Source organism: Mesorhizobium loti, assembly GCF_013170705.1.
Taxonomy (GTDB): Bacteria; Pseudomonadota; Alphaproteobacteria; order Rhizobiales; family Rhizobiaceae; genus Mesorhizobium; species Mesorhizobium loti_D.
Genome location: NZ_CP033334.1, coordinates 2,492,828 through 2,517,616, shown reverse-complemented (window position 1 = coordinate 2,517,616; position 24,789 = coordinate 2,492,828). Strand labels below are relative to the sequence as shown.

At 63.9% G+C, this 24,789-nt stretch carries 25 protein-coding genes; 12 read left to right on the top strand and 13 right to left on the bottom strand.

All coding sequences use genetic code 11. The annotated features are described in order from the left end of the window. Nucleotides 1-35: 35 nt before the first annotated feature. Nucleotides 36-332 carry an HlyU family transcriptional regulator gene (locus EB815_RS12360; RefSeq protein ID WP_056578557.1) on the bottom strand — a complete coding sequence of 99 codons (297 nt, stop codon included), beginning with the start codon at nt 330-332 and terminating at the stop codon, nt 36-38. A 47-nt stretch (nt 333-379) separates the two neighbouring features. Further along, entirely contained in the window at nt 380-1,021 is a 642-nt protein-coding gene (locus EB815_RS12355; RefSeq protein ID WP_056578560.1) for a TetR/AcrR family transcriptional regulator, read from the bottom strand. A gap of 179 nt (nt 1,022-1,200) precedes the next feature. Here EB815_RS12355 and EB815_RS12350 point away from each other — a divergent pair, with 179 nt between their 5' ends. Continuing rightward, a complete protein-coding gene (locus EB815_RS12350; protein ID WP_056578562.1) occupies nt 1,201-1,878 on the top strand; it encodes a PspA/IM30 family protein in 678 nt (225 codons plus the stop codon). Between the two features lie 56 nt (nt 1,879-1,934). Then, on the top strand, nt 1,935-2,195 hold the full coding sequence (locus tag EB815_RS12345) for a YiaA/YiaB family inner membrane protein (protein ID WP_023779112.1): 261 nt from the start codon (nt 1,935-1,937) through the stop codon (nt 2,193-2,195). A gap of 70 nt (nt 2,196-2,265) precedes the next feature. On the opposite strand, the gene EB815_RS12340 is transcribed toward EB815_RS12345, so the two are convergent. The 5 genes from EB815_RS12340 to EB815_RS12320 form a co-directional block, all read right to left on the bottom strand. After that, nucleotides 2,266-2,955, bottom strand: coding sequence for a PadR family transcriptional regulator (locus tag EB815_RS12340; RefSeq protein WP_056578565.1), 690 nt, complete (start codon nt 2,953-2,955; stop codon nt 2,266-2,268). Nucleotides 2,956-3,134: 179 nt separating this feature from the next. Then, nucleotides 3,135-3,527, bottom strand: coding sequence for a thiol-disulfide oxidoreductase DCC family protein (locus EB815_RS12335; protein WP_056578983.1), 393 nt, complete (start codon nt 3,525-3,527; stop codon nt 3,135-3,137). Between the two features lie 11 nt (nt 3,528-3,538). Then, nucleotides 3,539-4,603 (bottom strand): DMT family transporter, encoded by a 1,065-nt coding sequence (locus tag EB815_RS12330; protein ID WP_056578568.1) that lies wholly within the window; start codon nt 4,601-4,603, stop codon nt 3,539-3,541. 35 nt (nt 4,604-4,638) lie between these two features. Beyond that, complete coding sequence (locus EB815_RS12325; RefSeq protein ID WP_056578570.1) at nt 4,639-4,905, bottom strand: putative hemolysin; 267 nt, start codon at nt 4,903-4,905, stop codon at nt 4,639-4,641. 128 nt (nt 4,906-5,033) lie between these two features. Continuing rightward, on the bottom strand, nt 5,034-5,327 hold the full coding sequence (locus EB815_RS12320; protein ID WP_056578573.1) for a GYD domain-containing protein: 294 nt from the start codon (nt 5,325-5,327) through the stop codon (nt 5,034-5,036). 274 nt (nt 5,328-5,601) lie between these two features. On the opposite strand from EB815_RS12320, the gene EB815_RS12315 reads away from it, so the two are divergent. Beyond that, nucleotides 5,602-6,657 carry a TauD/TfdA family dioxygenase gene (locus EB815_RS12315; protein WP_056578985.1) on the top strand — a complete coding sequence of 352 codons (1,056 nt, stop codon included), beginning with the start codon at nt 5,602-5,604 and terminating at the stop codon, nt 6,655-6,657. 95 nt (nt 6,658-6,752) lie between these two features. On the opposite strand, the gene rpoD is transcribed toward EB815_RS12315, so the two are convergent. The 3 genes from rpoD to EB815_RS12300 all read right to left on the bottom strand — a co-directional run bounded on the left by rpoD (nt 6,753) and on the right by EB815_RS12300 (nt 11,662). Then, nucleotides 6,753-8,777: an RNA polymerase sigma factor RpoD gene (gene rpoD / locus EB815_RS12310; protein ID WP_056578576.1), complete on the bottom strand. Its 2,025-nt coding sequence runs from the start codon at nt 8,775-8,777 to the stop codon at nt 6,753-6,755. Between the two features lie 438 nt (nt 8,778-9,215). Continuing rightward, complete coding sequence (dnaG, locus tag EB815_RS12305; RefSeq protein ID WP_056578579.1) at nt 9,216-11,150, bottom strand: DNA primase; 1,935 nt, start codon at nt 11,148-11,150, stop codon at nt 9,216-9,218. Nucleotides 11,151-11,293: 143 nt separating this feature from the next. Continuing rightward, the gene (locus tag EB815_RS12300; protein ID WP_056578582.1) at nt 11,294-11,662 is read right to left on the bottom strand and encodes an RcnB family protein; all 369 of its coding nucleotides are present in this window, start codon (nt 11,660-11,662) and stop codon (nt 11,294-11,296) included. Between the two features lie 386 nt (nt 11,663-12,048). Here EB815_RS12300 and EB815_RS12295 point away from each other — a divergent pair, with 386 nt between their 5' ends. The 3 genes from EB815_RS12295 (at nt 12,049) to EB815_RS12285 (ending at nt 15,307) form a co-directional block, all read left to right on the top strand. Next, entirely contained in the window at nt 12,049-13,713 is a 1,665-nt protein-coding gene (locus tag EB815_RS12295; protein ID WP_056578585.1) for a Na/Pi cotransporter family protein, read from the top strand. 102 nt (nt 13,714-13,815) lie between these two features. Next, a complete protein-coding gene (locus EB815_RS12290; RefSeq protein ID WP_056578587.1) occupies nt 13,816-14,025 on the top strand; it encodes a DUF2061 domain-containing protein in 210 nt (69 codons plus the stop codon). 97 nt (nt 14,026-14,122) lie between these two features. Next, on the top strand, nt 14,123-15,307 hold the full coding sequence (locus EB815_RS12285; protein ID WP_056578590.1) for an MFS transporter: 1,185 nt from the start codon (nt 14,123-14,125) through the stop codon (nt 15,305-15,307). A 5-nt stretch (nt 15,308-15,312) separates the two neighbouring features. On the opposite strand, the gene EB815_RS12280 is transcribed toward EB815_RS12285, so the two are convergent. After that, entirely contained in the window at nt 15,313-16,209 is an 897-nt protein-coding gene (locus tag EB815_RS12280) for a LysR family transcriptional regulator (protein ID WP_056578593.1), read from the bottom strand. 95 nt (nt 16,210-16,304) lie between these two features. On the opposite strand from EB815_RS12280, the gene EB815_RS12275 reads away from it, so the two are divergent. Continuing rightward, nucleotides 16,305-17,135 carry an SDR family oxidoreductase gene (locus EB815_RS12275; RefSeq protein WP_056578596.1) on the top strand — a complete coding sequence of 277 codons (831 nt, stop codon included), beginning with the start codon at nt 16,305-16,307 and terminating at the stop codon, nt 17,133-17,135. Between the two features lie 19 nt (nt 17,136-17,154). On the opposite strand, the gene EB815_RS12270 is transcribed toward EB815_RS12275, so the two are convergent. Then, nucleotides 17,155-19,434: a heavy metal translocating P-type ATPase gene (locus EB815_RS12270; RefSeq protein WP_056578988.1), complete on the bottom strand. Its 2,280-nt coding sequence runs from the start codon at nt 19,432-19,434 to the stop codon at nt 17,155-17,157. A gap of 104 nt (nt 19,435-19,538) precedes the next feature. On the opposite strand from EB815_RS12270, the gene EB815_RS12265 reads away from it, so the two are divergent. Next, complete coding sequence (locus tag EB815_RS12265) at nt 19,539-19,955, top strand: MerR family transcriptional regulator (RefSeq protein WP_056578599.1); 417 nt, start codon at nt 19,539-19,541, stop codon at nt 19,953-19,955. A gap of 90 nt (nt 19,956-20,045) precedes the next feature. Further along, nucleotides 20,046-20,846, top strand: a complete 801-nt coding sequence (locus EB815_RS12260) for a M55 family metallopeptidase (protein ID WP_056578602.1) — start codon at nt 20,046-20,048, stop codon at nt 20,844-20,846. On the opposite strand, the gene EB815_RS12255 is transcribed toward EB815_RS12260, so the two are convergent. Next, entirely contained in the window at nt 20,836-21,756 is a 921-nt protein-coding gene (locus EB815_RS12255; protein WP_056578604.1) for a LysR family transcriptional regulator, read from the bottom strand. The genes EB815_RS12260 and EB815_RS12255 overlap by 11 nt on opposite strands. 160 nt (nt 21,757-21,916) lie before the next feature. On the opposite strand from EB815_RS12255, the gene EB815_RS12250 reads away from it, so the two are divergent. From EB815_RS12250 to EB815_RS12240, 3 genes are read left to right on the top strand one after another with little or no spacing between them, the layout of a single operon-like run. Beyond that, nucleotides 21,917-22,780: a D-amino-acid transaminase gene (locus EB815_RS12250; protein WP_056578991.1), complete on the top strand. Its 864-nt coding sequence runs from the start codon at nt 21,917-21,919 to the stop codon at nt 22,778-22,780. Between the two features lie 40 nt (nt 22,781-22,820). Next, nucleotides 22,821-23,666 (top strand): ABC transporter substrate-binding protein, encoded by an 846-nt coding sequence (locus tag EB815_RS12245; protein WP_056578607.1) that lies wholly within the window; start codon nt 22,821-22,823, stop codon nt 23,664-23,666. Beyond that, entirely contained in the window at nt 23,666-24,775 is a 1,110-nt protein-coding gene (locus tag EB815_RS12240) for an amino acid ABC transporter permease (RefSeq protein ID WP_056578610.1), read from the top strand. Before EB815_RS12245 ends, EB815_RS12240 begins: the two co-directional genes overlap by 1 nt. Nucleotides 24,776-24,789: the final 14 nt, after the last annotated feature.

Below are 24,789 nucleotides of genomic sequence, written 5' to 3'. Positions count from 1 at the left end.
TGGTGCAATGCGGGCGGTCGCCTCGAGCAGTCCGCCTAACCGAAGATCCGGTCGCCCTGTTCATCCACCAGCTGGATGCCCTTCTTGATCGAAATGTCGACGGCGTCGTCCAGCCCGGCGAAACGGTCGGCGCGGATGAATTTGTGCTCCTTCACCACGCCGTCGACCTCCTTGGAAACGACACCGCAGGTCTGGTACTGGCCATCGGTCTTGTAGGGCGTGGCGCTGATGAGGAAACCCTTATGCTCGACCTGCTTGGCTGGCGCCGCACTTTTGGGCTCGGCCGTCTCACCGCCGCCGCCACCACCGAAAAGACGCTTCAGAAAAGACATCGCTCAAATCTCCTTGTTCGTCCTGCAAACCACGGTCTGTTCGCGATTCACGACGCTGTCGTCCCAGCATGCGCGAATGCGCCGCCGCGTTCCAGCCCCCTGATGAAGACGGCGACCAGGAGGTCGATCTGCTGGTCGATCTCGTCCGTCTGCCCGCGCACGGATCTGGCCGCATAGCCGCTGGTGACGATGCCGTGCACGCTTGACCACAAGGTGCGCGCGGCGATCCGTCGCGTGTCGGCGTCAAGGTCGAAATCGCCGCTGGCGAGCACGCCGGCAATGATCTCGAACAGCTGGTCGAGCCGCGCCTCGTAAGCATCGGGTTCGGCCAGTGTTGGACGCCGCCTGTTGAAGGCAAGCAATGCGGGCCAACTGCCCGGATGCGCTTCGACGAAGCGCACATAGGCGCCCGCCAGCGCCAGCAGGCGCTGGCGCACATCGGTGATGCCGCGCCGGGAAAGATCGGCCATCGCCGCTGCCCCCGCCGCCCCGAGTCGATCAAGCAGCCGCATGTTGACGGCACGGTGCACCCCGTCGAGATCGGAAAACAGATTGTAGACCGAACCGACCGAGATGCCCGCCTGCTCGGCGATGGTCCTCGCCTTCAGATTGTCCATGCCGCCCTCGTTGAGCAGCACTTCGGCAATCGCCAGCACCCGCTCGCCCGTCTCTTCCTTGTCCAGTGCCATATCAGTCCTTGTGGGTGCGAATGCTTTGCGCGGCACGCTGGTTCGAACCGCGATTTCCCCCTGTTTACCATATGCGAAGTTTCGTGAACAGCGTTCAAAAACGTCTTGAACAATGTTCATTTCCTGTTATGTTGGCCTCGTGAACATTGTTCACAGAACAATTCGAAGGGAGAAGAACCATGCTTAGCCTGATCAGAACATTGCTCGACGGCGCCAGCGCGCGGGCCGAGGACGGCCTGAAGGATCGCTTCGCCATCGACCTTCTGGCACAACGCATCCGCGACGCCGAGGCGGGCCTTGCCGCCGCCAAGCAGACCCTCGCCTCGCTGATCGTGCGCCAGCGTGCCGAGCAGGCCGGGCTCGACCACCTCGAACGCCGCCACGCGGATCTCGAAAGCCGCACGCTGAGCGCACTGGCCGCCGGCAACAACGGGCTTGCCGAAAGTGGTGCCGCGGCTGTCGCGGAGTTGGAAAATGAACGCGAGGTTCGCCGCGCCACCGTGCAGAGCCTTGGCGAAAAGACCTTGCGGATGCGCGTTTCGGTGGAGCGGGCGCATCGCCGCATCATCGACCTCAACCAGGGCATGATCTCGGCCCGGGCCATCGATGCCGAGCGCAAGGCGCAGTCACGCCTCGTCAGGTCGATCGGCCATTCGGCGAGCCTCAACGACGCCGAGGAGCTTTTGGCCCGCATCAAGGGAGCCGGCGACCCATTCGAGGAGGCCGGCATTCTCGACGAGATCGACGGCGAGCTGCGTCACGAAGCAATCCGCGACCGCCTTGCCGACGCCGGGCACGGCGCGGCGGTGAAGGTGCGCGCCAAGGACGTGCTCGAGCGCCTGAAGACCATCAACTGAAACCCGCCTTGAAGACCTGACTTCCATCAAATCCATCAAACCAACGGAGAACACCCATGAACGCCAATCAGACCTACATCATGTTCAACACCGCCTCGGTCGGTGCCGCCTATTTCATGCTCGGCCTGTCGCTGTGGCTGGCGCCGGTCGACCTGGCGACCAAGGGTTACTGGGCGATGGGCATTCTGCTGCTCACCGGCAGCCTGGTGAATCTGGTCAAGTACCGCACCGACGAGCGCCTCTCGGCCGAGATGACCGCCAAGATCGAAAAGGCCCGCAACGAAAAGCTGATCAGCGAATATGTCGGCAAGGAATAATGCCGGCCCGCCCTGACGCAAAGAAGCCCGGGTCGTCGCCCCGGGCTTTCTTGCGTCTGTCGCGACGAGATCAGCGATGCGTCAGCGCTTCCAGCGCTTCCGCCGCGGCTTCGAGGATGGCGATCGCCTCGGCCTGCTTTTCAGCCGGGGCATCGACGATGTCGCCCAGCGCCGCGCGCAGGCGATGGCGGATGGCGCGGAATTCGTCGCGCGTTTCCGAACGCTCGCCACGGCCGCCGCGACCGCCGCGCCGGTCCTCGCCATCGTCGTTCCAGCCGAACCAGTCGCGCGCCTTGGCCATCTTGCGCCCGAAGCGTTCGAGGTGGTCGAGCACGCCGTCGATCATCTCGCGATTGTCGGCGAGATGCGCCTGGCCGGCCTCGGTGATGGAAAATACCTTCTTGTTGCCTTCGCTCGATGAGACGGCATAGCCTGCCTCTTCCAGGAAGGTCAGCGTCGGGTAGACCACGCCCGGGCTCGGGCTGTAGATGCCGCTGGTGCGCTCTTCCAGCGCCTTGATGATGTCGTAGCCGTGGCGAGGCGCCTCGGCCAGCAGCGACAGCGTGATCAGCTTGAGGTCGCCGTCGGCCAGCATCCGCCCGGCGCGGAACATGTCCCCCGGCCCGCCGCGGCCGCCACCGCGGCCGCCATGGCCGAACGGGCCGAAGCCGCCGCCCCCTCTGCCACCGAACTTGCCGGCCATGTGCATGAACATGCGCTCACCGAAATGGCCGCGTCCGAAATGATTGTCCTTGTGCATTGGATTGCTCCTTGAGTTCTATCTTACGATATATCTTAGTTAGGGTCGCCTTCCCATGGAGTCAAGATATATCTTACGATGTATCTGAATGTCATGCCAGACGCTTGCTTTCGCTGGCCGATAAAGCCGGCGGACAAGGGTTAGGAGACACGCTCCGAACCCTTGCGCATCACCGCGCGCTACCAGCGGCCCTTGCGGCGGTTCCAGGCGTAGAGCAGATCAGCGAACCGGTCATAGGCGAAGCGCGTCATCGGCAGGGTCAACCGGTTGCCGAGAAGCGTGGCCAGCCAGCCCTCGCCCGGCGTTATCCGCCACACGGCGATGGCAACATCGGCGCCGACCAGCAAGCGGCCATCCGCATCGGTGGCGTGCAGCCGCCGGCGGATGTCCTCCAGCGAGGCGCCGTGTCCGGCCAGGGCCGCCGGCTCCAGATTGATGTCGCGAAATTTGATCCGCCCGGCCCTGACCGCTTCGATCAGCCGCCGCTTCTGCCTGGTAATGCCGCCATCGCAGACGGGGCAACGCGTGTTGTACCAAACGGTTAGTTCAGGCCTTGGCGTTTGCTTGAGCATGATTGGCATGCTCAGCCGTGGCCGTGCCTGTGGTGCAGGTCCGGATAATGCGGATGGCGGTGGCGCATCGGCGCATGCCGGTGCCAGTGCGAATGCGGCTCGCTCACCGGCCCGTCATGATCGTGCTGGTGGTGTTCGTCATGCACATGGCTGTGCTCATGTTCCAGCGCCTCGTGGTCGTGCTCATGGTCGTGGCGTTCCGACAGATGCAACCATAGGCCGATACCCATCAGAAGTCCCGCCAAGGCCAGCTTGAAGGTGACGGCATCGCCCAGGATGACGATGGCCAGCAGCGCACCGATGAACGGAGCCAGCGAGTAATAGGCGCCTGTCCGCGCGGTACCAAGATGGCGCAATGCCAGGATGAACATCACAAGGCTGACGCCGATGCCGAGGAAGCCGACGGCGGCCGTGGCCACGACAATGGATACCGCGGGAAACGACGCTCCGGCGGCAAGCGCCAACCCGACATTGGCCGCGCCCGCCACCAGCCCTTTCAGCATGGCGATCACCACCGGGTCGGTCGCCGAGATTTTGCGGGTGAAGTTGTTGTCCAGTCCCCATGCCAGGCAGGCCCCGGCGACGAGCAGCGCGCCGAGATTGAAGGCGACACCCTCGCCCTGCCATGACAACAGGACCGCGCCCGCCAGAATGGCGAAGGCGCCAACAAGCAGGCGCCGGTCGACATTCTCGCGATAGACGAGCCAGGCGATCGCCATCGTCGCCAGCCCTTCCAGGTTGAGCAGCAGCGCTGAACTGGATGCCGTGTTGAGGCTGAGGCCGAACATCAACAACACCGGCGCGAGGATGCCGCCCATGCCGATCGCCAGCGCCAGCCAAGGGACATCCCTGGCGGCCAGCTGCGCTTCGCCGGCCGCGGCCTGTTTGCCGCGAAGCAGGCGATACAGGGCAAGGCCAATGCCGGCGCCGAGATAGAGCAGGCCGGCCAGCATGAAGGGGCTCACGCTGTTGAGCAGCAGCTTGGAGAGGGGCGGCGTGGCGCCAAACAATGCGGCCGAAAACAGGGCAAGCGGCACGCCGGGCCACAGATGGGAATGCGGGTGCGGGTCTGACATGGTCCTATCCTTGTACCCAGGCGGCGACGTGGCTGCTATTTGTGGCGCATCGCGGCCTTTGGGCCGATGCATTTGTTGTCGCGAAACAGCGCCCATTCCTCGCACAGGCGCCCATCGGGCAAGCGGCAGAAGCCATATTCGTTGCCGGCCTTGTCTTTCCTGATCGTCAGGCGGCCGCCAATCTGACCGCAATGGACCGAGGCCGGATTGGCCATGCCGACCGGTTTTGTCGTGGCGCCGGCCTCGAGCGGCATTGATGATATCAAGGCAAAAGCGACGGCCAGTATCGAAAAATTGTTCATCGCGATCCCTCCTGGCCGCATATCTACCACGGCGAGACGTCCTGTCCCGAGACAACTGTCAAATATGTCGGAACGCGCGGCGGATCAGGTGCCATCAAGGCGGCACCTGATCCGGTTGTCCGCAAACACTAGCCGAGCGAAGTTATGATCTCGCGATAAGCGAATTCGGGGAAGGCCTTGAGCGTTCGCGTCCGGATATTGCCGCTCGCCGCCAGCATCAGCGAGAAACGCGCCAGCACCGCGTCGTCGGGGGCTTCGACCACGGCCACCATGTCGTATTCGCCCATGGTCAGATAGAACGACTTGAACGAGCCGCCCATATCTCCCAACTGCTTCCTGGCGGCGTCGAGCCGCTTGGGTGAATCGCGCACGTTTCTGGCGCCCTGCTCCGTCCAGTTCATAAGCACGATGTAGCTTGTCATGGCTCACCTCCCTCCGGGGCCACGGAGCACGGCGGCTTCGCCGGGGCGGGCATCCGGGTTGTCGCCCAGAAAATGCATCCGACGTCAAATTATCCTCCCGCGGCGAACGTCCTGCAAGGACGCATCCACGCATCATTTGCGGGCTGGAAGGGACACTCGGCGGCGACCGGCGAAAGCCGGTTTGAAAACCCGCCTGATTGCTGCAATCTCCTTCGTGGCCATGGTGGAAATCCCAGGCCGATGTCCAGGATCGATCCAGCCGCCGGAGGGCTTCATGCGCGAGACGACAGACCTGCCCCCGGCATCGATCGAAATTCCCGCCGCATGGACCGGCGAGGACATGGCGAAGCATCCCGGCCGCTGGCTGGTCGAACTGGACCCTCGCGACGTCGCCGAGCTGGAATTGGCGGCAACCGGCTTTCTCGCCGGCTCGCGCGATATAGGCGGCCTGACCAAGGCCGATTTCCCCTTGCCCCGGCTTGCCGGCCATCTTGCCGCCCTTCACGGAAAACTGATCGCCGGCATCGGCTTCGAGGTCCTGCGCGGCCTCCCGGTCGAGAGATATTCCGCTGAAATGGCGGCAACCATCTTCTGCGGGATTGGCGCGCATCTGGGAAGCGCACGCTCCCAGAATGCCCAGGGCCATATACTCGGCCATGTCCGCGACATCGGCGCCGACGCCAGGGACGCCACGACGCGCATCTACCAGACGGCGGAGCGCCAGACGTTTCACACCGATTCCGCCGATGTCGTCGGCCTGCTCTGCCTGCGCGATGCCATGCAAGGCGGCGAATCCCTGCTGGTCAGCACGGTTACGATCTACAATGAGATGCGCAAAAGCCGGCCCGATCTGGTCCGCCTGCTGTTCGATCCGATCGCAACCGACCGGCGCGGCGAGATCCCGGAAGGCGAAAAGCCCTATTTCGAAATCCCGGTCCTCAACTGGCATGCGGGACTGCTGACCGGCATCTACCAGCGCCAGTACATCGACAGCGCGCAGCGCTTTCCGGATGCCATGCGGCTGAGCACCGCCCATGTCGAAGCGCTGGATCTCTTCGACAGCCTTGCCAATGATTCGAAGCTGCACCTGTCGATGCGGCTTCAGCCCGGCGACATGCAGTTCGTCTACAATCATTCGCTGCTTCACGACCGCATGGGGTTTCGCGACTGGCCGCAACCCGACAGGCGGCGCCACATGCTGCGCCTATGGCTGTCAATTCCCGGCGACCGCCCGCTGCCCGAATGTTTCAGGCAGCGTTATGGCTCGATCGAGATCGGCGACCGGGGCGGCATCATCGTCAAGGGGGCGCGGCTGAACGTGCCGTTGTAACGCAATTCCCGGAAGGTCCGAAAACGACTTTCCATTGATGTGAAAACGAAAAAGGGCGCCAGTTGGCGCCCTCAATTCTTCGCGTCGGATAAAACTCAGCTGTCGAGGAAGCTGCGCAGCTTGCGGCTCCTGCTCGGGTGCTTGAGCTTGCGCAGCGCCTTGGCTTCGATCTGGCGGATACGCTCGCGGGTGACCGAGAACTGCTGACCGACTTCTTCCAGCGTGTGGTCGGTGTTCATGCCGATGCCGAAGCGCATGCGCAGGACACGCTCCTCGCGCGGCGTCAGCGAGGCGAGAACCCGCGTCGTGGTCTCGCGCAGATTGGCCTGGATCGCCGCGTCGATCGGCAGGATCGCCATCTTGTCCTCGATGAAATCGCCCAGATGCGAATCCTCCTCGTCGCCGACCGGCGTTTCGAGCGAGATCGGCTCCTTGGCGATCTTCAAGACCTTGCGCACTTTTTCGAGCGGCATTGCGAGCTTTTCGGCCAGTTCTTCCGGCGTTGGCTCGCGGCCGATCTCGTGCAGCATCTGGCGCGAGGTGCGTACGATCTTGTTGATCGTCTCGATCATGTGCACCGGGATGCGGATGGTGCGCGCCTGGTCGGCGATCGAACGCGTGATCGCCTGCCGGATCCACCATGTCGCGTAGGTCGAGAACTTGTAGCCGCGGCGGTATTCGAACTTATCGACCGCCTTCATCAGGCCGATATTGCCTTCCTGGATCAGGTCGAGGAACTGCAGGCCGCGATTGGTGTATTTCTTGGCGATGGAGATGACGAGGCGCAGGTTGGCCTCGACCATTTCCTTCTTGGCGATCGCGGCTTCGCGCTCGCCCTTCTGCACCTGGTTGACGATTTTTCTGAATTCCAGGATCGAGATCGCCGTTTCGGTGGCCAGGTGCTGGATCTCGGCGCGCAGGTCCTTGATCGCATCCTTCTCGTTCTTGGTGAATTCCTTCCAGCCGCGCGAGGTCAGGTTGGCGATCGAGCGCGTCCAGTTCGGGTCGAGCTCCGAGCCCTGATATTCCTTCAGGAATTCCTCGCGGCGCACGCCGTAGCTTTCGGCCAGCCGCAACAGCTTGCCCTCGTTTTGCACCAGGCGCTTGTTGATGTCGTAGAGCTGCTCGACCAGCGCCTCGATGCGCGCCGTGTTGAGCGACAGCGACTTCACCGCCTTGATCAGCTGATCCTTCAGCTCCTTCAGCCGGCGGTCCTGGCTGGGCGACAGCGTGCCGGCGGCAGCCAGACGGTTCTCGACCTGCTGGTCCTGCAGCTTGCGCAGCTTCTTGTAGGTGTCGGCGATGACGTCGAGCGTCTCCATCACCTGCGGACGCAGTTCGGCTTCCATCGCCGCCAGCGACAGGCTGGCCTCGTCCTCGTCTTCCTCGTCGTCGTCCCCGATGCCGCGCGTATCGGCGCCGACATTGGTGATGTCGTCTTCATCGTCGCGCCCGCGACGCGGCTTTTCCTCGGCCTTGGGCGCTTCCTCAATGCGCTCGACCACCGGCGCCTGCTTGGCTTCGGGGCCGGCATAGGTGGCTTCGAGATCGATGATCTCGCGCAGCAGGATCTTGGATTCGTTGAGTTCGTCGCGCCAGATGATGATGGCCTGGAAGGTCAGCGGGCTTTCGCACAGGCCCGCGATCATCGTCTCGCGGCCGGCTTCGATGCGCTTGGCGATGGCGATTTCGCCCTCGCGCGACAGCAGCTCGACCGAGCCCATCTCACGCAGATACATGCGCACGGGATCGTCGGTGCGGTCGGTCGGCTCTTTCTTGGTGGTGGTGGCGGCGACCGCCGTACCGGTCTGTTCGGCCAGTTCGTTGGCGTCTTCCTCGGCGTCCGCCGCGGTGTCGCCGGCCTCGGCCTCTTCGCCCTGCTCGTCATCCTCGACGACATTGATGCCCATGTCGGACAGCATTGCCATCGTGTCCTCGATCTGCTCGGAGGTCACTTCCTCGGAAGGCAGCACCGAATTCAGCTCGTCCATCGTGACATAGCCGCGCTTCTTGGCGGCCTTGATCATCTTCTTGACAGCATCATCGGAAAGGTCGAGCAGAGGGCCATCGGTGGCGCCTTCGCGTTCGGTCTCGACCTCTTCCTTTTCCTTAGTCGCCATAATTTTTATCTTCTCCTAGCGGCCAAACTTTGGGGCCGCGTAAGCTGTCGGACCAGTCAAATCGGATACGCTCGTTTTTTGAAACGCGCCTCACCGGGCCACTAACCGCATCATCTCTTTTGTTTGGTGCATGCCATCACCCCAAAACCGGTTCCAATCTCGGCTGACCACTCTTGGGCGACATGCATTAAGTCCAGATTAACCCTGATATCTGTGGCAGGCGGCCTGCCTGTCCAGTGACCAGTACCTCACATCGCTCATTTCCCGTCGGCGCGGGTGCGGGTTAACGTTTCGAATCGTCCTGATTCCGCCATTCTGTCGGAAGGTCAAGCGCCTCTGGCATGATTCGCATGAAAAAAGCGAATCAATTACCCGACTTAGCGCGCCCTGCTCCTTGGGGAAGCCCGGCCACGCTCTCATTCCTGTTCTCAGCTGCACTTAGGCTCGCCCGGCCCTGCCCGACGAAACGCCAAATCCTTCGATCAGCGCTTCCGTCGCCTGTACATCCTGAAATTGCGCCTGAATTTCGATCAGATGGCGGAAGTTTTCGTCCGAAGGATCCGCTTCGAGAGCCGCTTCCGCCTGTTTCAGCTCCTTATGTAAGGTGCGCGCGCTGCGCTGCAAGTGCAGGGCCTGGTTCAGGGCATCTCGGGCATCGTCGAGCGCGGCCGTCTCCAGCGCCGGCCATTGCCGCGCCCGCCGGATCAGGCCGACGGCGCGCTCCCAGATCTCCGCGCAGCCGGCGCGTTCGATCGTCGCCACCACGGCATGGCGGTCATTGGCCATGTCATGCGCCATCGCGTCGAGGATGGCGGCGTGCAGCCGCTGCAGCTCGGAATTGGCGAGGTCGAGAAATTCTACATGGGCGAAATTCTCGTCGATCAGCGCCGGATGGTTGACCAGCGCGACAATGATCGTCGCCTCGCGCACCGACATGCCCTCGCTGCCGCGCTTGACCAGCGCCGACTGGCCGAGGCTTTCGGTGATCGCCATGCGGCCGCCACCAGGCTTGGCGAATTGCCCGCCGGGCGCGGCTGCCTTGCCCTGTCCCGGTTTCCAGTCCTGGCGCCCTTGCCGCGCATCGCGCTGCGAGCCGAAGAAGCTCTTTTCCCGCTCACGCATTTCCTGCTGGTAGTGATAGCGCGTGCTTTCGTCGCGGATGCGGCTGGTCAACTCCCGCAGCGTCTTTCCCAGTTCCGCCCGCCGTTCCGGCGTGTCGAAGACACCGCCGGCTGTCTCGCGCATCCACAACAGGTCGACCAGCGGCCGCGCATCGGCAAGCACCGCGCGGAAAGCGTCAGGCCCCTCGGCCTTGACGAGGTCGTCGGGATCCTTGCCTTCCGGCAGCAGCGCGAAGCGCGCCGAACGGCCGGCCTGCACCGAGGGCAATGCCAGATCCGCGGCACGCCATGCCGCCTTCAGCCCGGCCTTGTCGCCGTCGAAGCACAGCATCGGCTCCGGCGCCATGCGCCACAACAGCTCGAGCTGGTTCTCGGTGAGCGCGGTGCCGAGCGGCGCCACGACATTCTCGAAGCCGGCCTGTGCCAGCGCGATCACGTCCATGTAGCCTTCGACGGCAATCACCGTGCCGCCCTTGGCCAGAGCCTTGCGGGCACGGGCGAAATTGTAGAGCACATTGCCCTTGTGGAAGAGCTCCGTGTCGGGCGAGTTCATGTATTTGGCCAGCGCATCGGGCGCCAGCGCCCGGCCACCAAAGGCGATGATCTTGCCGCGCGAATCCGGGATCGGGAACATGATGCGGTCGCGGAACCAGTCATAGGAGACCGGAATGTCGTCGCCGTGGCGCACCAGCCCGCACGCCTCGATATCGGCTTTCGGCACGCCCTTTGCGGCGAGATGCTCCTTCAAGGCATTGCGGCTATCGGGCGCGAAGCCGAGCCGGAACGAATGCTGCGTCGCCGGCGTCAGCCCGCGGTCCCGCAGATACGCGCGGGCCTTGGCGCCCTCGGGTCCCTGAAGCCGTTCCTGGAAGAAGGCGGTCGCCATTTCCATGACGTCGGTCAGGCTGGCGCGTTCCTTCTCGCGCCGTTCCTCCTGGACGTCGCGGACTGGCATCGGGACACCGGCCATGTCGGCGATCTTCTCGACCGCTTCGGGGAAGCTCATTCCGTCGAGTTCGGTGAGGAATTTGAAATGGTCGCCCGAGACCGAGCAGCCGAAGCAATGGTAGCGGCCCTTCTTGTCCTCGCAATGGAAGGACGGGCTCTTCTCGCCATGGAAGGGACAGCAGGCCCAATAGTCGCCGCGCGACGTATTGGTCTTCTTGCGATCCCACGCGACGCGCTGGCCGATAACAGATGAAATCGGCACGCGGTCGCGGATCTCGTCGAGAAAGGCGGGCGGAAAGCGCATTGAGGGAACTCGTTTCCCCTCCATATAAGCATACCCGCGAAATCCGACGACCCCCAATGCGGACGATGCCCGGTTTCCACAGGGCAAAAAGAAAGGCGGCCCTTTGCGGACCGCCCTTCCCAGCTCAATCCAGCGATCGAACCTTACCGCGCGGCAAGCGCGCCGAAGACGACGCCGGAGAGGATGCCGACCAGCACGTAGTCGTTGCCGACGCGGATCCATTCCTGGCCGCGGCCGGGACGATGCAGGCCGTAGCGGCCATAGTCGCGGATCGGCTGGTGTTGCCTCCAGCCGGAATACTTCTGGCCGTTGCGCCAGTTGTTGCGCTTCACGACGACCTTCTTCTTGTAGACGCGCTTCCTCACGTCGTTGTGGTGGCCTGGCTTCTGCCAGTCGACCTTGGTGTAATTCGACTGCGGCGCGACCGGGGCGTTCATCGGCGCGGCCTGACCGGTCATGGAGGTGGCGGCCAGCATCGTGACAGCGAGAGCGGAAAGGACAATGCGTTTCATAAGAGGTCTCCTTGGTTGTCGATGCCCGAGGAATAGCGGCCGGGGGATGAACTGAAACTGAACGGCGGCATTACAATTGTGTAATGAAATCCTCCGCTTATTTCGAATATTTGAACATCATCGCAAAGACAGCCGCCACAAGCACGCCAACCGGCCGCTTCCCTGTCCCACCGCGACCCGGCGATGCAACCATTTGCGCACCCGTCCATTTCCCGACACCGCCTGTCGCCTTGCGGCGGCCCCTTGAAATCGACAAGATTTTATTATCCGGCTAAAATATTCCAGTTATATATGACGACTGCCATGACCATGATTCGTACCCTCGCTTCCCTTCCTGACCGCAGCGCCGTCCGCACCGCGCGCCCCGCCCGCATGCAGGCGCCGCAATGAGCGGTTCCGTCGTCCTTCTGCATCTGGCCGGCGCTGTCGCGCTGATGCTGTTTGCCACCCGCATGGTCAAGACCGGCGTCGAACGTGCTTATGGTGATGTGCTGCGCCATCGTCTGCGCGCCACCATGCGCAATCCGATCATGGCGGTGCTGGCCGGCACCGGCCTTGCGATCGCGCTGCAAAGCTCGACCGCGGTGACGCTTCTGGTGGGCTCCTTCGCCGGCTCCGGCATCGTTTCGGGTGCCGCAGGCCAATTGGCCGTGCGTGGCGCCGAGATCGGCTCGGCGCTGGTGGTCAAGCTGCTGACCTTCGACCTCACGCTTTTGGTGCCGCTCTGCCTGATCACCGGCACGGTGATGTTCATGGCCACCGAACGGCGCGACTGGCGCCAGACCGGCCGCATCCTGGTCGGCATCGGCCTTTTGATCCTGTCGCTGGAAATGATCGGCCAGGCATCGGAGCCGCTGCGCAACAGCCAGCTCATGCCGGTCATCATCAATTACTTCTCCAGCGATTCCATCACCGCCTACCTGCTGGCGGCGCTGATCACCTGGCTGTTCCAGTCGAGCATCGCGGCGGTTCTGCTGATGGCGACGCTGGCCGGCCGTGGCCTGATCAGCCCGGAACTCGGCGTCGTCCTCATCCTCGGCGTCAATCTCGGCTCCTCCATCATCGCACCGATGCTGACCCGCTCGGCCGGGCCTGCCGTGCGCGTCGTGCCGATCGGCAATCTCCTGATGCGCGGGCTTGGCTCGCTGGTCATGCTGATCCTGTTCATGATCTTCCGGCCGCATGTCGGCTTCCTCGGCGCGACGGCCGCGGATCAGATCGTCAACGCCCACATCCTGTTCAACGTCATCATCCTGCTGGCAGGCCTGCCGCTGGCCGGTTTCGTCTACCGCGCTTCGGAGAAGATCGTGGCGCTTGGCACCAAGCCGGAGCCAACGGCCTCGCTCGACGTCGTCGAGTTGTCCGCGCTCAACGAGAGCGCGCTCGACGTGCCGAGCCAGGCGCTGGCCAACGCCACGCGCGAGGTGGTGCGGGTCTGCGAGACGGTCGAGATCATGCTGAAACGCATCATCGAGCTCTATGAGAGCGCCGACGCCGACAAGATCAAGGCGCTGGCCGCCCTCGACGACCGCGTCGACCGGAAGCATGCCGCCATCAAACTCTACCTCGCCAAGGTCACCAAGAACCCGCTGACCGAGGACGAGGCGCTGCGTTGCCAGGAGTTGATCGGCGCCTGCGTCAAGCTCGAGCAGGTCGGCGACATCGTCGTGCGCAACATGCTGGTGCATGTGAAGAAGAAGTTCGATCGCGGGCTGGAATTCACCGACGAAGGCTGGAGCGAGTTGTGCGCCTTCCACAGCTCGGTGCTGGCCAATGCAAGGCTCGCCTTCAACGTGCTGGTCTCCCGCGACCCTGAAACCGCCCGCCAGCTGGTGCTGGAAAAGGACCAGTTGCGCGACCGCGAGAAGGAAACCAGCGCCAGCCATTTCCTGCGGCTGCGCGAAGGCACCGCCAAGAGCGTCGAGACCAGCTCGATCCATCTCGATACCATCCGCGACCTGAAGCAGATCAACTCGCTGCTGGCGTCGATGGCCTATCCGGTGCTCGAAGAGCGCGGCCTGCTGACGGGGTCAAGGTTGAAGGCGAGCTGAAGCCACCCCACCGGCTGCGGTGCTCACTTGACGGCAAAATACCTTTGCTCCGCTTCCGGCAGACAGGATAAGGATCGGCTACCCAGGCTTTCGGAGGAATCGATGGACACCCATTCGCGCAGTTTTGCCAAGGCGCTGTCCTGGCGCGTGACCGGCACCATCGACACGCTGATCATTTCCCTGGTCGTCACAGGAAGCGTCAAACTCGCCGCGGCCATCGGCATAACCGAGGTCTTCACCAAGTCCCTGCTCTACTATTTCCACGAGCGGGCGTGGCTGAAGATTCCCTATGGCCGCAAGAACACGGCCTGAAGCTGCCGGTCAAGAAAACCTAAAGTCGCGACAAAAATTTCTGGATTGCCCCCGCGGTCCATCCGTGGTTTGAGGCCATTCCAGCCAAGGCTTCCCCATGTCGCTTCCGCTTATCGCCCTGTTCATCGCCGCTTTCGCCTTCGGCACCACCGAATTCGTCATTGCAGGCGTGCTGCCGCAGGTGGCGCAAGGGCTTGGCGTCTCCGTCCCATCCGCCGGCTATCTCGTTTCCGGCTATGCTTGCGGCATCGCCATAGGCGGCCCGCTGCTGGCGCTCGCGACCAAGTCCTTGCCGCGCAAGACCTTGCTGCTCGGGCTCGCCGTCGCCTTCACCATCGGCCAGGCGGCCTGCGCGCTGGCGCCCGACTTCACCTCGATGCTGCTGCTGCGCATTGCCGTCGCGGTCGCGCACGGCGCCTATTTCGGTGTCGCCATGGTGGTCGCTGTCGGCCTCGTTCCCGAAGACAAGCGCGGCATGGCGGTGGCGGTCATCCTGTCCGGCCTCACCGTCTCCAACGTCATCGGCGTGCCGGCCGGCACGGCGATCGGCAACATCTGGGGCTGGCGCGCCACCTTCTGGGTGATGTGTGGGTTGGGCGTGGCGGCAACTCTTGCCATGGCCGCCCTGTTGCCGCGCACCACCGGCTCATCGGCCAAGCCCGCCGGCCTTGCCCGTGAGGTCCGCGTGCTGGCGCGCCAGCAGGTCTGGACCTCGTTGATCCTGATGCTGATGCTGATGCTCGGCCAGTTCTGCCTGTTCACCTACATCACGCCGACCCTGCTGGAAGTCACCGGGCTCGACGAGAACCTGGTGCCCTGGGTGCTGCTGCTCAACGGCGTCGGCGCCACGCTTGGCGTCTTCCTCGGCGGCAAGCTGTCGGACTGGAAGCTGATGCCGTCGCTGATCACCATGCTTGGCCTACAGGCGGCGACGCTGGCGGTGATCTACGCCGTCAGCCCCTACCCCGTGCCGATGGTCATCGCGATCGTCATCTGGGGCGGCCTCAATTTCGCCATCGGCACGCCGATCCAGACCCGCATCCTTGCGTGGACGGCGGATGCCGCCAACCTCGCCTCCTCGCTGATCCCGTCCGGCTTCAATGTCGGCATCGCGCTTGCCGCGTCGCTGGGCGCCGCCATGCTCAATGCCGGCTACGGCTACCGCAGCCTGCCGCTGGTCGGAGCTTTGGCGATGCTGGTCGCCGTGGTGGTCGCAATTGTCTCCCAGGTCTGGGAAGGGCGCAGCAACGCCACGCCGCCGCTGACGGCTCCAGCCGAGTAGCGGCTTCAGCTTTCGGTCTCCTTCAGCACGTCGATGAAGGCGCGCAGCGCCGGCGGCACCAGCCGATGGCCCGGATAATAGAGGAACAGGCCGGGAATGGGCGGACACCAATCGTCCAGCACGGTGACAAGCGCTCCCCGGTCGAGGTGAGCCTTGGCGGATTTGTCAGAGATGTAAGCAATCCCCATGCCGCCGGCGGCGGCCTCGGCCATCAACTCCATATTGTCGAGTGTCAGCGCGCCAGGGACATCGATCGCGATCTCCTGGCCATGTTTCTCGAACTCCCATCGGTAGGGTTTGCCACTCGGCAACCGAAACCGGATGCAGGTTTGATCCCTGAGATCATCCGGGACGCGCGGAACCGGGCGACCTGCCAGATAGGCCGGCGATGCAACGGCAATGAAGCGTGTCGGCCCGCCGAAGCGCACCGCAACCATGTCTTGCGGCACGGCCTCGCCCAGACGGATACCGGCATCAAAGCCTTCAGCGACGACATCGACCAGTCTTCCCTCGGTGACGAGATCGAGCGAGACTTGGGGGTAGCGCTGAAGAAAGACCGGCACCACGGATCCGAGCAACAGTCGCGCACCGATCTCGCTGGTGTTGATCCGCAGCGTCCCTGATGCAAGACCACGGAAGTCGTCGACCTCTGCCAATGCGGCGTCGATATCCGACAGAAGCGGCCGCAGGCGCGTAACGAGCCGCTCGCCCGCCTCGGTCGGCGCGACGCTGCGCGTGGTGCGATTGAGCAGGCGCACACCCATGCCCCGTTCCAGCGTCCGCATCATGTGGCTGAGCGTGGACGGCGAAAGGCCGAGATCGTCGGCCGCCTTGCGGAAGCTGCGATGCGAGACAATCGCGGCGAGCGCAGTCAATTCCGGAAGTCCGGGCTTACCACTCATGGGAAATCTTCATCAAGCTATATAAAATTGAACGGATAGTATCATGAATTGGATCGAGTAGTCTTGGCTGAAGTCAACATGAGAGGACATTTCCCATGACCAGGACATGGTTCATCACCGGCACCTCATCCGGTTTCGGGCGACTTTTGACAGAAAGGCTTCTGGCCCGTGGCGACCGTGTCGCCGCGACTGTACGAAAGCCACGGACGCTCGCCGATTTGAAGGCGCAACATGGCGATCGGCTCTGGATCGCGTCGCTCGAAATAACCGACACCGATGCTATCCGGGCGACGATCGGCAGGGCCTTTGGCGAACTGGGACGCATCGATGTCATCGTCAGCAACGCCGGCTATGGCCTCTTCGGCGCCGCCGAGGAACTGGAAGACGGCCAGATCCGCGACCTGATCGACACAAACCTCATCGGCTCGATCCAGCTGATCCGGGCAGCACTGCCGCATCTGAGGAAACAGCAGGGCGGCCGCATCCTGCAAGTCTCCTCGGAGGGCGGACAGATGGCCTATCCCGGCTTCAGCCTCTATCACGCCACCAAATGGGGCATCGAAGGCTTCGTCGAATCCGTTCGCCAGGAAGTTGAGCCGTTCGGCATCGGGCTGACGCTGGTCGAGCCCGGGCCGACACGCACGAACTTCGGTGCCAGCCTGGTCAGTTCCGGGTCCACGGATGCCTACGAGAACACCCCGGTCGCGGACTTACGCCGGGCTTTTTCCGAGGGTTCGTTCGACATCAAGGGCGATCCCGGCAAGGTGGTCGAGGCGATGATCGCCTCGGTGGAGCAGGATCCCGCGCCTCGACGATTGACCTTCGGCGCCACCGCCTACGCCTCGATCCATAGCGCGCTCCAGGGCAGGCTTGCGGAGTTGGAGAACCGGAAGGACGTGGCACTCGCCATGGATATCGACCCCTGACCCAAACGGTAGCATGCGGTCACCCGCGCCAGCGCAAGAGGCGCATGGCGTTGGCGGTGACCAGCACCGTGGCGCCGGTGTCGGCCAGGATCGCCGGCCAGAGGCCGGTGATGCCTAAGACGGTCGTGACCAGGAAGACCGCCTTCAGCCCCAGCGCCACGGTGATATTCTGGCCGATATTGGCCATCACCGCACGCGACAGCCGCAGCATCCGGACAACGTCCGTGACGCGGCCATGCAGGATCGCCGCATCCGCCGTTTCCAGCGCCACATCGGTGCCGCCGCCCATGGCGATGCCGATGTCGGCGGCGGCGAGCGCCGGCGCGTCGTTGATGCCGTCACCGACCTTGGCCACCGTCAGCCCTTCGCGCTGCAACTCGCCGATCATCCGCTGCTTGTCCTGCGGCAGCAGTTCCGCCCGCGCCTCGATGCCGAGCGAGGCGGCGATGGCTTCCGCCGTGCGGCGATTGTCGCCGGTCAGCATCACCGCGCGGATACCCTCGGCCTTCAGCGCCGCGATGCCCGCCGCCGCGTCCGGCCGCGGCTCGTCACGCATGGCGATCAGCCCGGCCAGCACACCATCGGCCACCAGCACAGACACGGTCTTGCCCTGGCCGTTGAGGCTGTCGATGGCAAGGCGCTGCGCTTGCGTCATGTCAGTGCGTTCGCCCGCCGCCGGGCCCGAACCGAGGAAGATGGAGACGCCGCCGACGCTGCCCTCGACTCCCTTGCCGGAGATCGCCTTGGCCGAGAGCGCCGGCGGCACCGGTGCCTTGTCCGCCTTTGCCCTGTCCAGGATCGCCACCGCCAGCGGATGGCTGGAGCCTTGCTCGAGTGCCGCCGCCAACGCCAGTACGCTGCGTTCGTCGCGGCCATAGGCCACGATGTCGGTCACCACAGGCTTGCCCGCGGTCAGCGTGCCGGTCTTGTCGAAGGCGACCGCGGTGATCCGGCGAAAGCCTTCCAGGACCGCGCCGCCCTTCATCAGCAGGCCCCGCCGGGCGCCGGTTGCCAGCCCAGCGGCGATTGCCGCCGGCGTCGAGATGACCAGAGCGCAGGGACAGCCGATCAAAAGGATCGCCAGGCCCTTGTAGATCCATTGGTTCCAGTCGCCGCCGGCGACAAGCGGCGGCAGCACCGCCACCAGCGTGCCGACTGCCAGCACACCGGGCGTATAGTATCGTGAAAAGCGGTCGATGAAGCGCTCGGTCGGCGCCTTGGCCTCCTGCGCTTCCTCCACCAGCCGCACCACGCGGGCGATGGTGTTGTCGGAAGCGGCCGCCGTCACCCGCACCTTCAGCACGCCGTCGCTGTTGATCGTGCCGGCGAACACAGGCTCTCCAACGCTCTTGCGCTTCGGCGTGCTCTCGCCGGTCACGGGCGCCTCGTCAATGTCGCTCGAACCCTCCGTGATCTCGCCATCGGCCGGGATGCGGTCGCCCGGCCGCACCGTGATGACGTCGCCGACCGCAAGGTCTTCGGCGGGAACCTCAACCGTGCCGCCTCCCCGCTCGACCAGCGCCGTCTTCGGCACCAGATCGGCAAGGCCCTGGATGCTGGCCCGCGCACGGCCGGCGGCGACACCCTCGAGAAGCTCCCCGATCAGGAACAGCACCACGACGGCTGCCGCTTCTTCCGTGGCGCCGATCATCACGGCCCCAACAGCGGCGATGGTCATCAGCATCTCGATCGAGAACGGCGTGCCGGCGAGTGCCGCCATCAGCGCACGCCGCGCGATCGGAACGAGACCGACCAGCAAGGCGGCCAGGAAGACCCAGCGCTCGGTCGTGGGATACAGGTGACCGATGCCATAGGCGGCCAGAAGCGCTGCCGCGCAGGCCAGCGTCAGCGCCGCGCGACGGCCGCGCCACCACGCCTGCCCAGGCTCGGCATGGCTGTGGAGATGGGATGACCCTGCGGCCTCCTTGGTGATTTGTTGGCCGCCGACATGGTCGTGGCCTTCGTGTCCGTGACCTTCATGGTCATGGCCTTCACGGTCAGGGCCTTCATGGTCAGGGCCTTCGTGGTCATGAGCGGCATGATCGTGCGCCTTGGCCGTTGGCCTGCCGGCAAGAGCCTCCGCCTTGACGATGCCGTAGCCCAGCCGCGCCACCTGCCGCAGCACCTTGTCATCGTTGAGCGGACCGCCATGGCTGACGGTCATCGAGGCGCCGGTCACCGAAACCGAGACATCGGCCACACCGTCGAGGCGGCGCACCGCCGTATCGATCTTGGCCGCGCAGGAGGCGCAATCCATGCCGCCGATCCTGAACCGTGTCTGCTTTAGAAGAGCCGTCATCACATCACCTGTCTGCTCTTTCACCGGCTGCCGCGCCGGACCTTGCACCTTGATGTCAGCCAATGTAATTGCTCTAGTCACTAGAGCTTCAAGAGGCAAAATGCATGTTTTCGATCGGTGATCTCTCGCGCCGCACCGGGGTCAAGGTGCCGACCATCCGTTATTACGAACAGATGGGCCTGGTCGCCGCGCCCGAACGCTCGGAAGGCAACCAGCGCCGCTACTCCAGGCAGGAGCTGGAACGGCTGGCCTTCATCCGCCACGCCCGCGACCTGGGCTTCGCCGTCGAGGACATCCGTTCGCTGATCGAGCTCAGCTTCCATCCCGAGCAGCCTTGCGGCCATGCCGACAAGATCGCGCAGGAGCAGCTGGTTTCCGTGCGCGAAAAGATCGCCCAGCTGAAGCGGCTGGAAACCGAGCTGGAGCGCATCGCCTCTTGCTGCGACGGCAAGACGGTCGGCGACTGCTACGTCATCCGCGCGCTGTCCGACCACGCGCTCTGCGCCGATGAGCACAAGTGAGACTTTGATTTCGGCGAGGAGATTCATTTTCGCGGCGAAAGGAGTTAATCGGCGGAAAAGAATCGAACAGCGGCAAGGCAGGGACAACGGATGAAAGTGTTTATCAGCGCCGACATAGAGGGTACCGCCGGCATAGCGGACTGGGACGAGGCGCTGAAGGAAAGACCGGATTACCAGGAATTCCGCGAACTGATGACCGCCGAGGTCGCCGCCGCCTGCGAAGGCGCCAAGGCCGCCGGCGCCAAAGAGATCCTGATCAAGGACGCGCACCAGACCGGGCGCAACCTCATTGTTTCGAAACTGCCCGACCATGCCAGCATCGTGCGTGGCTGGAGCGGCCACCCCCATGTCATGATGTTCGGCCTCGACAAGAGTTTCGACGCGGCACTTTTCACCGGCTATCACGCCAAGGCCGGCGTCGAGGCGAACCCGCTTGCCCACACCATGAACGACAGGATTTCGCGGCTGATCATCAATGGCGAGGTCGCCTCGGAGTTCACCGTCAACGCCTATACCGCGGCCCTGCTCGGCGTCCCGCCAGTGTTTCTGTCGGGCGATCGCGGCATATGCGATGACGCCCGCGCGCTCGTGCCGGAAATCGGCACGGTAGCGGTGAGCGAAGGCTTCGGACGCGCCGCGCTGTCCATGTCGCCGGCGCGAGCGATCGACCGGATTCGCGAGGGGGTGGAAAAGGCGCTGTCGCGTGACCTGACGGCGTGCCGCCTCGATCTGCCCAGGCATTTCGACGTGGAGATCGAGTTCAACAATCCGACCGACGCCTACCGCGCCAGCTGGTATCCGGGAGCGGAGCATCCGCGCGAGCGCACCTTGCGCTTCGTCTCCGACGATTATTTCGAGGTGCTGCGCGCGCTGCGCTTCCTCACCGTGTGACGCCACTGGCCGAGCTGGCCGCCGCTTCCCAGAAACGGTTGGCGATCGGGCGCGCGCCATCGGCGTGGCGATAGAGGCGGATCTCGGTGGTCAGCTCCCAGTCGGGATCGACGGACGCCGGCACAAGTGCTCCCTGGGCCAGTTCGCCGGCGATCAGACGTTCCGGCAGCCACGACACGCCCCAGCCGGCGAGCGCCATCGCCTTGTGGCCGATGCAGATGGTGTTCTCATGCGTTGTGTTGCGCACGAAGGGCGCACGCTTGGCGAACAGCTTGTTCAGCGCCATGCCGAAAAATGAGAAGTCGCCATAATCGATATAGGGCAGCGGCGTGTGTGTCCTCAGCGCATGGTCGAGCAGCGGTCCCTCCGGATGCGGCGCCGCCACCGGCTTCACCTTCTCCGTACCCAGCACGAGGAAGGAAAAGCGCGAACTGTCGAGCAAGAACGGCACCGAGGGATGGAAATAGGTCAGCAGGAAATCGCAATTGCCGTCGAGCAGCGTGTCGATGTTCTCCTCGATGCCGCCCTTGTCCGGGCTGACATGCGAACTGAAGCGCGGCAGGTGCGCGCGCATGTCGTCCAGCCATGCGGGCAGGAAGGTGACAGTTAGCGTGTGCAGCGCCGAAAACGTCACCCTGTGCTTTTCCGCCTCGTTGCGCGGGCGCAGTGAATCGCGATTGCGATGCATAGTGCGTATGGCGTCCTCGGCCATCGGCAGGAAGCGCGCGCCCTCCGCCGTCAGCGTTATGGGAAAGGTCGCCCGGTTGACGAGGGTGGCGCCCATCCAGCCTTCGAGCTGCTTGATGCGCCGGCTGAAGGCCGGCTGCGTCACGCCGCGCAGATAGGCAGCCCTGGAAAAACTCAGGCAGCCGGCCAGGCAGCAGAAATCCTCCAGCCATTTCAGTTCCATGCAATCCAGTCTCCCGCGTCTTGCGCAGCTCCGTATAGCGGCCTTTCCTCACGCCGCGCAAATCCCATGCAAAAAATGCATAAGCACGAAGAAACATGGCATTGGCCACGGTCCAGCGATGCCACTAGCGTCCGCCCACTTCATCAAAACGGGAATGATCGTGGCGCGCGAAGTCTATGTGGAAGGCAGTTTCGTCAGCGAGCACGAGGCGAGGATTTCGGTCTTCGACAGGGGGCTGCTGTTCGGAGACAGCATCTATGAGGTGACCGCGGTCATCGAGGGACGCCTGATCGACAATGATCTCCACCTGGCGAGGCTCGAACGGTCGCTTGGCGAACTCGAAATCCCGATGCCGCTCTCGAAGGAAGCAATCGTCGAAGTCCAGACCCAGTTGATTGCCCGCAACAAGCTGCGGGAAGGTGTCATCTACCTGCAGATCAGCCGTGGCATCGCCGACCGCAACTTCGGCTATGCCGAAGACATCAAGCCGACCTTCTTCGCCTTCACCCAGGCCAGGGATATCAGCGACACGGCGGCATTGCGCGACGGTATCCGCGTCGCCGTCGTCGACGACCAGCGCTGGGCACGACGCGATATCAAGACCACCATGCTGCTTGCGCAGGTCCAGGCCAAGCATGTCGCCTCTCAACGCGGCTGCAAGGAGGCCTGGCTCGTAGAGGACGGCTTCGTGACCGAGGGCGCCTCCTCCACCGCCTATATCGTCACCGCCGACAACCGCATCGTCACCCGTGCCAACTCGCGCGCCATCCTGCCGGGCTGCACGCGCCGTGCCGTGATCAAGGTGGCCGATCAGTTGAACCTGGTCGTCGACCAGTCACGCTTCACCGTCGAAGAAGCGCAGAACGCCCGCGAGGCCTTCCTCACCAGCGCATCGAGCCTGGTGACCCCGGTGATCGAAATTGCGGGACGAGCGATCGGCGACGGCAAGTCCGGGCCGGTCACGCGGCTCCTGCAGAAGACCTATCTGGACCTGGCATTGGGGAGCCCTGCACAGGTTCAGTAGGAGAAGACCCGCAACGACAATCAACAATGGGGAATTGAAAATGAAATCCTTGAAATACGCATTATGCGCCTCCGTCCTGACATTGGCCTGCGCCACCTCGGCCGTGGCCGAGACCCAGGGCTATGGCGACTGCCAGGTGACCGGCGAGCGCGGCACCGACAAGATCACTCCGGCGGTTGCCGGCCAGTTCACCGTCATCATCAATCTGCCGGCGGTCGGCCAGTTCAACGGCGATACGCCCGACACGATCAAGGACGGCTACGAGTTCTGCATGGCGGTCAACATCGCGCATCGGCTCGGCCTCGATACGGTGAAGCTGGTCAACGCCTCGTTCGATTCCATCGTCGCCGGCCAGAACAAGGATTACGACATCGCGCTGGCGCTGATCTCGGTGACGGAGCCGCGCAAGAAGGTCGTCGACTTCTCGGTGCCCTACATACAGTCGGACAATGGCGTGGCGGTGAAGGCCGGCGACACGGTCACCGAAGAAACCATCAAGACCAGCCGCGTCGGCGTCCAGGCGGGCACGACGCTGGTGCAGTTCGCGCAAGAGACCCTCAAGGCCAAGAGCGTCGATGTGTTCGACGACACGGCCTCGATGTTCACCGCGGCAGCAGCCGGCAAGGTGGACGCCGTGATGACCGACCTCGGCATCGTGCTCGGCCAGGTGGCGAATTCCAACGGCAAGCTTGCCGTCGTCGGCAAATACGCCACCGACCGGCCGACCGCCGGCATCTACCCGAAGGGCTCGCCGAACGGAGCGGTCATCGACAAGGTCATGACCGACCTCAAGAACGACGGCACGCTGAAGAAGCTGGAGGCCGCTTATCTGCTGCCGTCCTGGGGTGGCCTCTCCCCCGACAGCGTGCCGACCTGGAAATACTGATGTCGATTCCGACAGCCGAATCGGGAAGCGAGCGCGCCAGCCAATGGCGTGCTCGCAGCAAGGTCCGCACGTATGGCAGGCGGGCCTGGGTCGTGCTCGGCGTGGCTGTCGCGATGTTCCTCGCCATTGCCTGCACGTCCCTGCACATCGCCGCCTATGTACTGCGGCAGGGCTGGCCGAACGTCCCTGTCCAGATCATGTCGGCGCTCGCCTGCGTGCCGCCGCTATGGGTCATCGGGCTTGCCTGGCGCGCTGTCAGGCTGTCGGCGCGCGCGGCATCCTCGGATGATGTACATGCCGGCCGCGAACTCGGGTCCATATCCTCGGATGCATCCTGGAATGCCCTTTCCTATTCGGTGGCGCTCCTGATCATCTGCGCCTTCGCCTGGTTCCTGGTGGTCAACGATGCCGCCGTCAGCCGGACGTTCTTCGATCTCGACCTGATCTGGAAGTCGGCCTGGACCATTCTCAAGGCATTCGGCACCAACATCTCGATCTTCTTCTTTTCCGCGATCCTCATCCTGGTCTGGGCGCTGGTCGTCGCCATCGCCCGCACCTTGCCTGGCAAGGCCGGCCGGCCGATCCGCACGCTTGCGATCGTCTATGGCGACCTGTTCCGCGGCCTGCCGGCCATCATCACCATCTATCTCATCGGCTTCGGCCTGCCGCTGACCGGACTGCCCATCCTGAAGGACCTGTCCTCCAACGCCTATGCGATCATCGCGCTCACACTGACCTACGGCGCCTACACCTCGGAAGTCTATCGCGCCGGCATCGAAAGCGTGCATCCGAGCCAGATCGCGGCGGCGCGTTCGCTGGGCCTCTCCTATTTCAGGACGATGCGCTATGTGGTCGTTCCGCAGGCGGTACGCGGCATCATTCCGCCGTTGATGAACAACTGCATCAGCCTGCAGAAAGACACCGCGCTGGTCGCCATCATCGGCACCATCGATGCCTTCAACCAGTCGAAGATCGTCGCCAGCAATAACTTCAACCTGTCGGCGGTGACGACTGTGGCGCTCCTCTTCATCCTCATCACCATCCCGCAGGCCCGGTTCGTCGATCGGCTGATCGAGCGGGACCGCCGCAAAATGCGCTCGGGATCCTGACGAGCGGGGAGTAA

What these genes read in the sequence shown, in the direction of transcription:
- EB815_RS12360 (WP_056578557.1), bottom strand. Translation starts at nt 332, where the DNA reads ATGTCTTTTCTGAAGCGTCTTTTCGGTGGTGGCGGCGGCGGTGAGACG.
- EB815_RS12355 (WP_056578560.1), bottom strand. Translation starts at nt 1,021, where the DNA reads ATGGCACTGGACAAGGAAGAGACGGGCGAGCGGGTGCTGGCGATTGCC.
- EB815_RS12350 (WP_056578562.1), top strand. Translation starts at nt 1,201, where the DNA reads ATGCTTAGCCTGATCAGAACATTGCTCGACGGCGCCAGCGCGCGGGCC.
- EB815_RS12345 (WP_023779112.1), top strand. Translation starts at nt 1,935, where the DNA reads ATGAACGCCAATCAGACCTACATCATGTTCAACACCGCCTCGGTCGGT.
- EB815_RS12340 (WP_056578565.1), bottom strand. Translation starts at nt 2,955, where the DNA reads ATGCACAAGGACAATCATTTCGGACGCGGCCATTTCGGTGAGCGCATG.
- EB815_RS12335 (WP_056578983.1), bottom strand. Translation starts at nt 3,527, where the DNA reads ATGCTCAAGCAAACGCCAAGGCCTGAACTAACCGTTTGGTACAACACG.
- EB815_RS12330 (WP_056578568.1), bottom strand. Translation starts at nt 4,603, where the DNA reads ATGTCAGACCCGCACCCGCATTCCCATCTGTGGCCCGGCGTGCCGCTT.
- EB815_RS12325 (WP_056578570.1), bottom strand. Translation starts at nt 4,905, where the DNA reads ATGAACAATTTTTCGATACTGGCCGTCGCTTTTGCCTTGATATCATCA.
- EB815_RS12320 (WP_056578573.1), bottom strand. Translation starts at nt 5,327, where the DNA reads ATGACAAGCTACATCGTGCTTATGAACTGGACGGAGCAGGGCGCCAGA.
- EB815_RS12315 (WP_056578985.1), top strand. Translation starts at nt 5,602, where the DNA reads ATGCGCGAGACGACAGACCTGCCCCCGGCATCGATCGAAATTCCCGCC.
- rpoD (WP_056578576.1), bottom strand. Translation starts at nt 8,777, where the DNA reads ATGGCGACTAAGGAAAAGGAAGAGGTCGAGACCGAACGCGAAGGCGCC.
- dnaG (WP_056578579.1), bottom strand. Translation starts at nt 11,150, where the DNA reads ATGCGCTTTCCGCCCGCCTTTCTCGACGAGATCCGCGACCGCGTGCCG.
- EB815_RS12300 (WP_056578582.1), bottom strand. Translation starts at nt 11,662, where the DNA reads ATGAAACGCATTGTCCTTTCCGCTCTCGCTGTCACGATGCTGGCCGCC.
- EB815_RS12295 (WP_056578585.1), top strand. Translation starts at nt 12,049, where the DNA reads ATGAGCGGTTCCGTCGTCCTTCTGCATCTGGCCGGCGCTGTCGCGCTG.
- EB815_RS12290 (WP_056578587.1), top strand. Translation starts at nt 13,816, where the DNA reads ATGGACACCCATTCGCGCAGTTTTGCCAAGGCGCTGTCCTGGCGCGTG.
- EB815_RS12285 (WP_056578590.1), top strand. Translation starts at nt 14,123, where the DNA reads ATGTCGCTTCCGCTTATCGCCCTGTTCATCGCCGCTTTCGCCTTCGGC.
- EB815_RS12280 (WP_056578593.1), bottom strand. Translation starts at nt 16,209, where the DNA reads ATGAGTGGTAAGCCCGGACTTCCGGAATTGACTGCGCTCGCCGCGATT.
- EB815_RS12275 (WP_056578596.1), top strand. Translation starts at nt 16,305, where the DNA reads ATGACCAGGACATGGTTCATCACCGGCACCTCATCCGGTTTCGGGCGA.
- EB815_RS12270 (WP_056578988.1), bottom strand. Translation starts at nt 19,434, where the DNA reads ATGACGGCTCTTCTAAAGCAGACACGGTTCAGGATCGGCGGCATGGAT.
- EB815_RS12265 (WP_056578599.1), top strand. Translation starts at nt 19,539, where the DNA reads ATGTTTTCGATCGGTGATCTCTCGCGCCGCACCGGGGTCAAGGTGCCG.
- EB815_RS12260 (WP_056578602.1), top strand. Translation starts at nt 20,046, where the DNA reads ATGAAAGTGTTTATCAGCGCCGACATAGAGGGTACCGCCGGCATAGCG.
- EB815_RS12255 (WP_056578604.1), bottom strand. Translation starts at nt 21,756, where the DNA reads ATGGAACTGAAATGGCTGGAGGATTTCTGCTGCCTGGCCGGCTGCCTG.
- EB815_RS12245 (WP_056578607.1), top strand. Translation starts at nt 22,821, where the DNA reads ATGAAATCCTTGAAATACGCATTATGCGCCTCCGTCCTGACATTGGCC.
- EB815_RS12240 (WP_056578610.1), top strand. Translation starts at nt 23,666, where the DNA reads ATGTCGATTCCGACAGCCGAATCGGGAAGCGAGCGCGCCAGCCAATGG.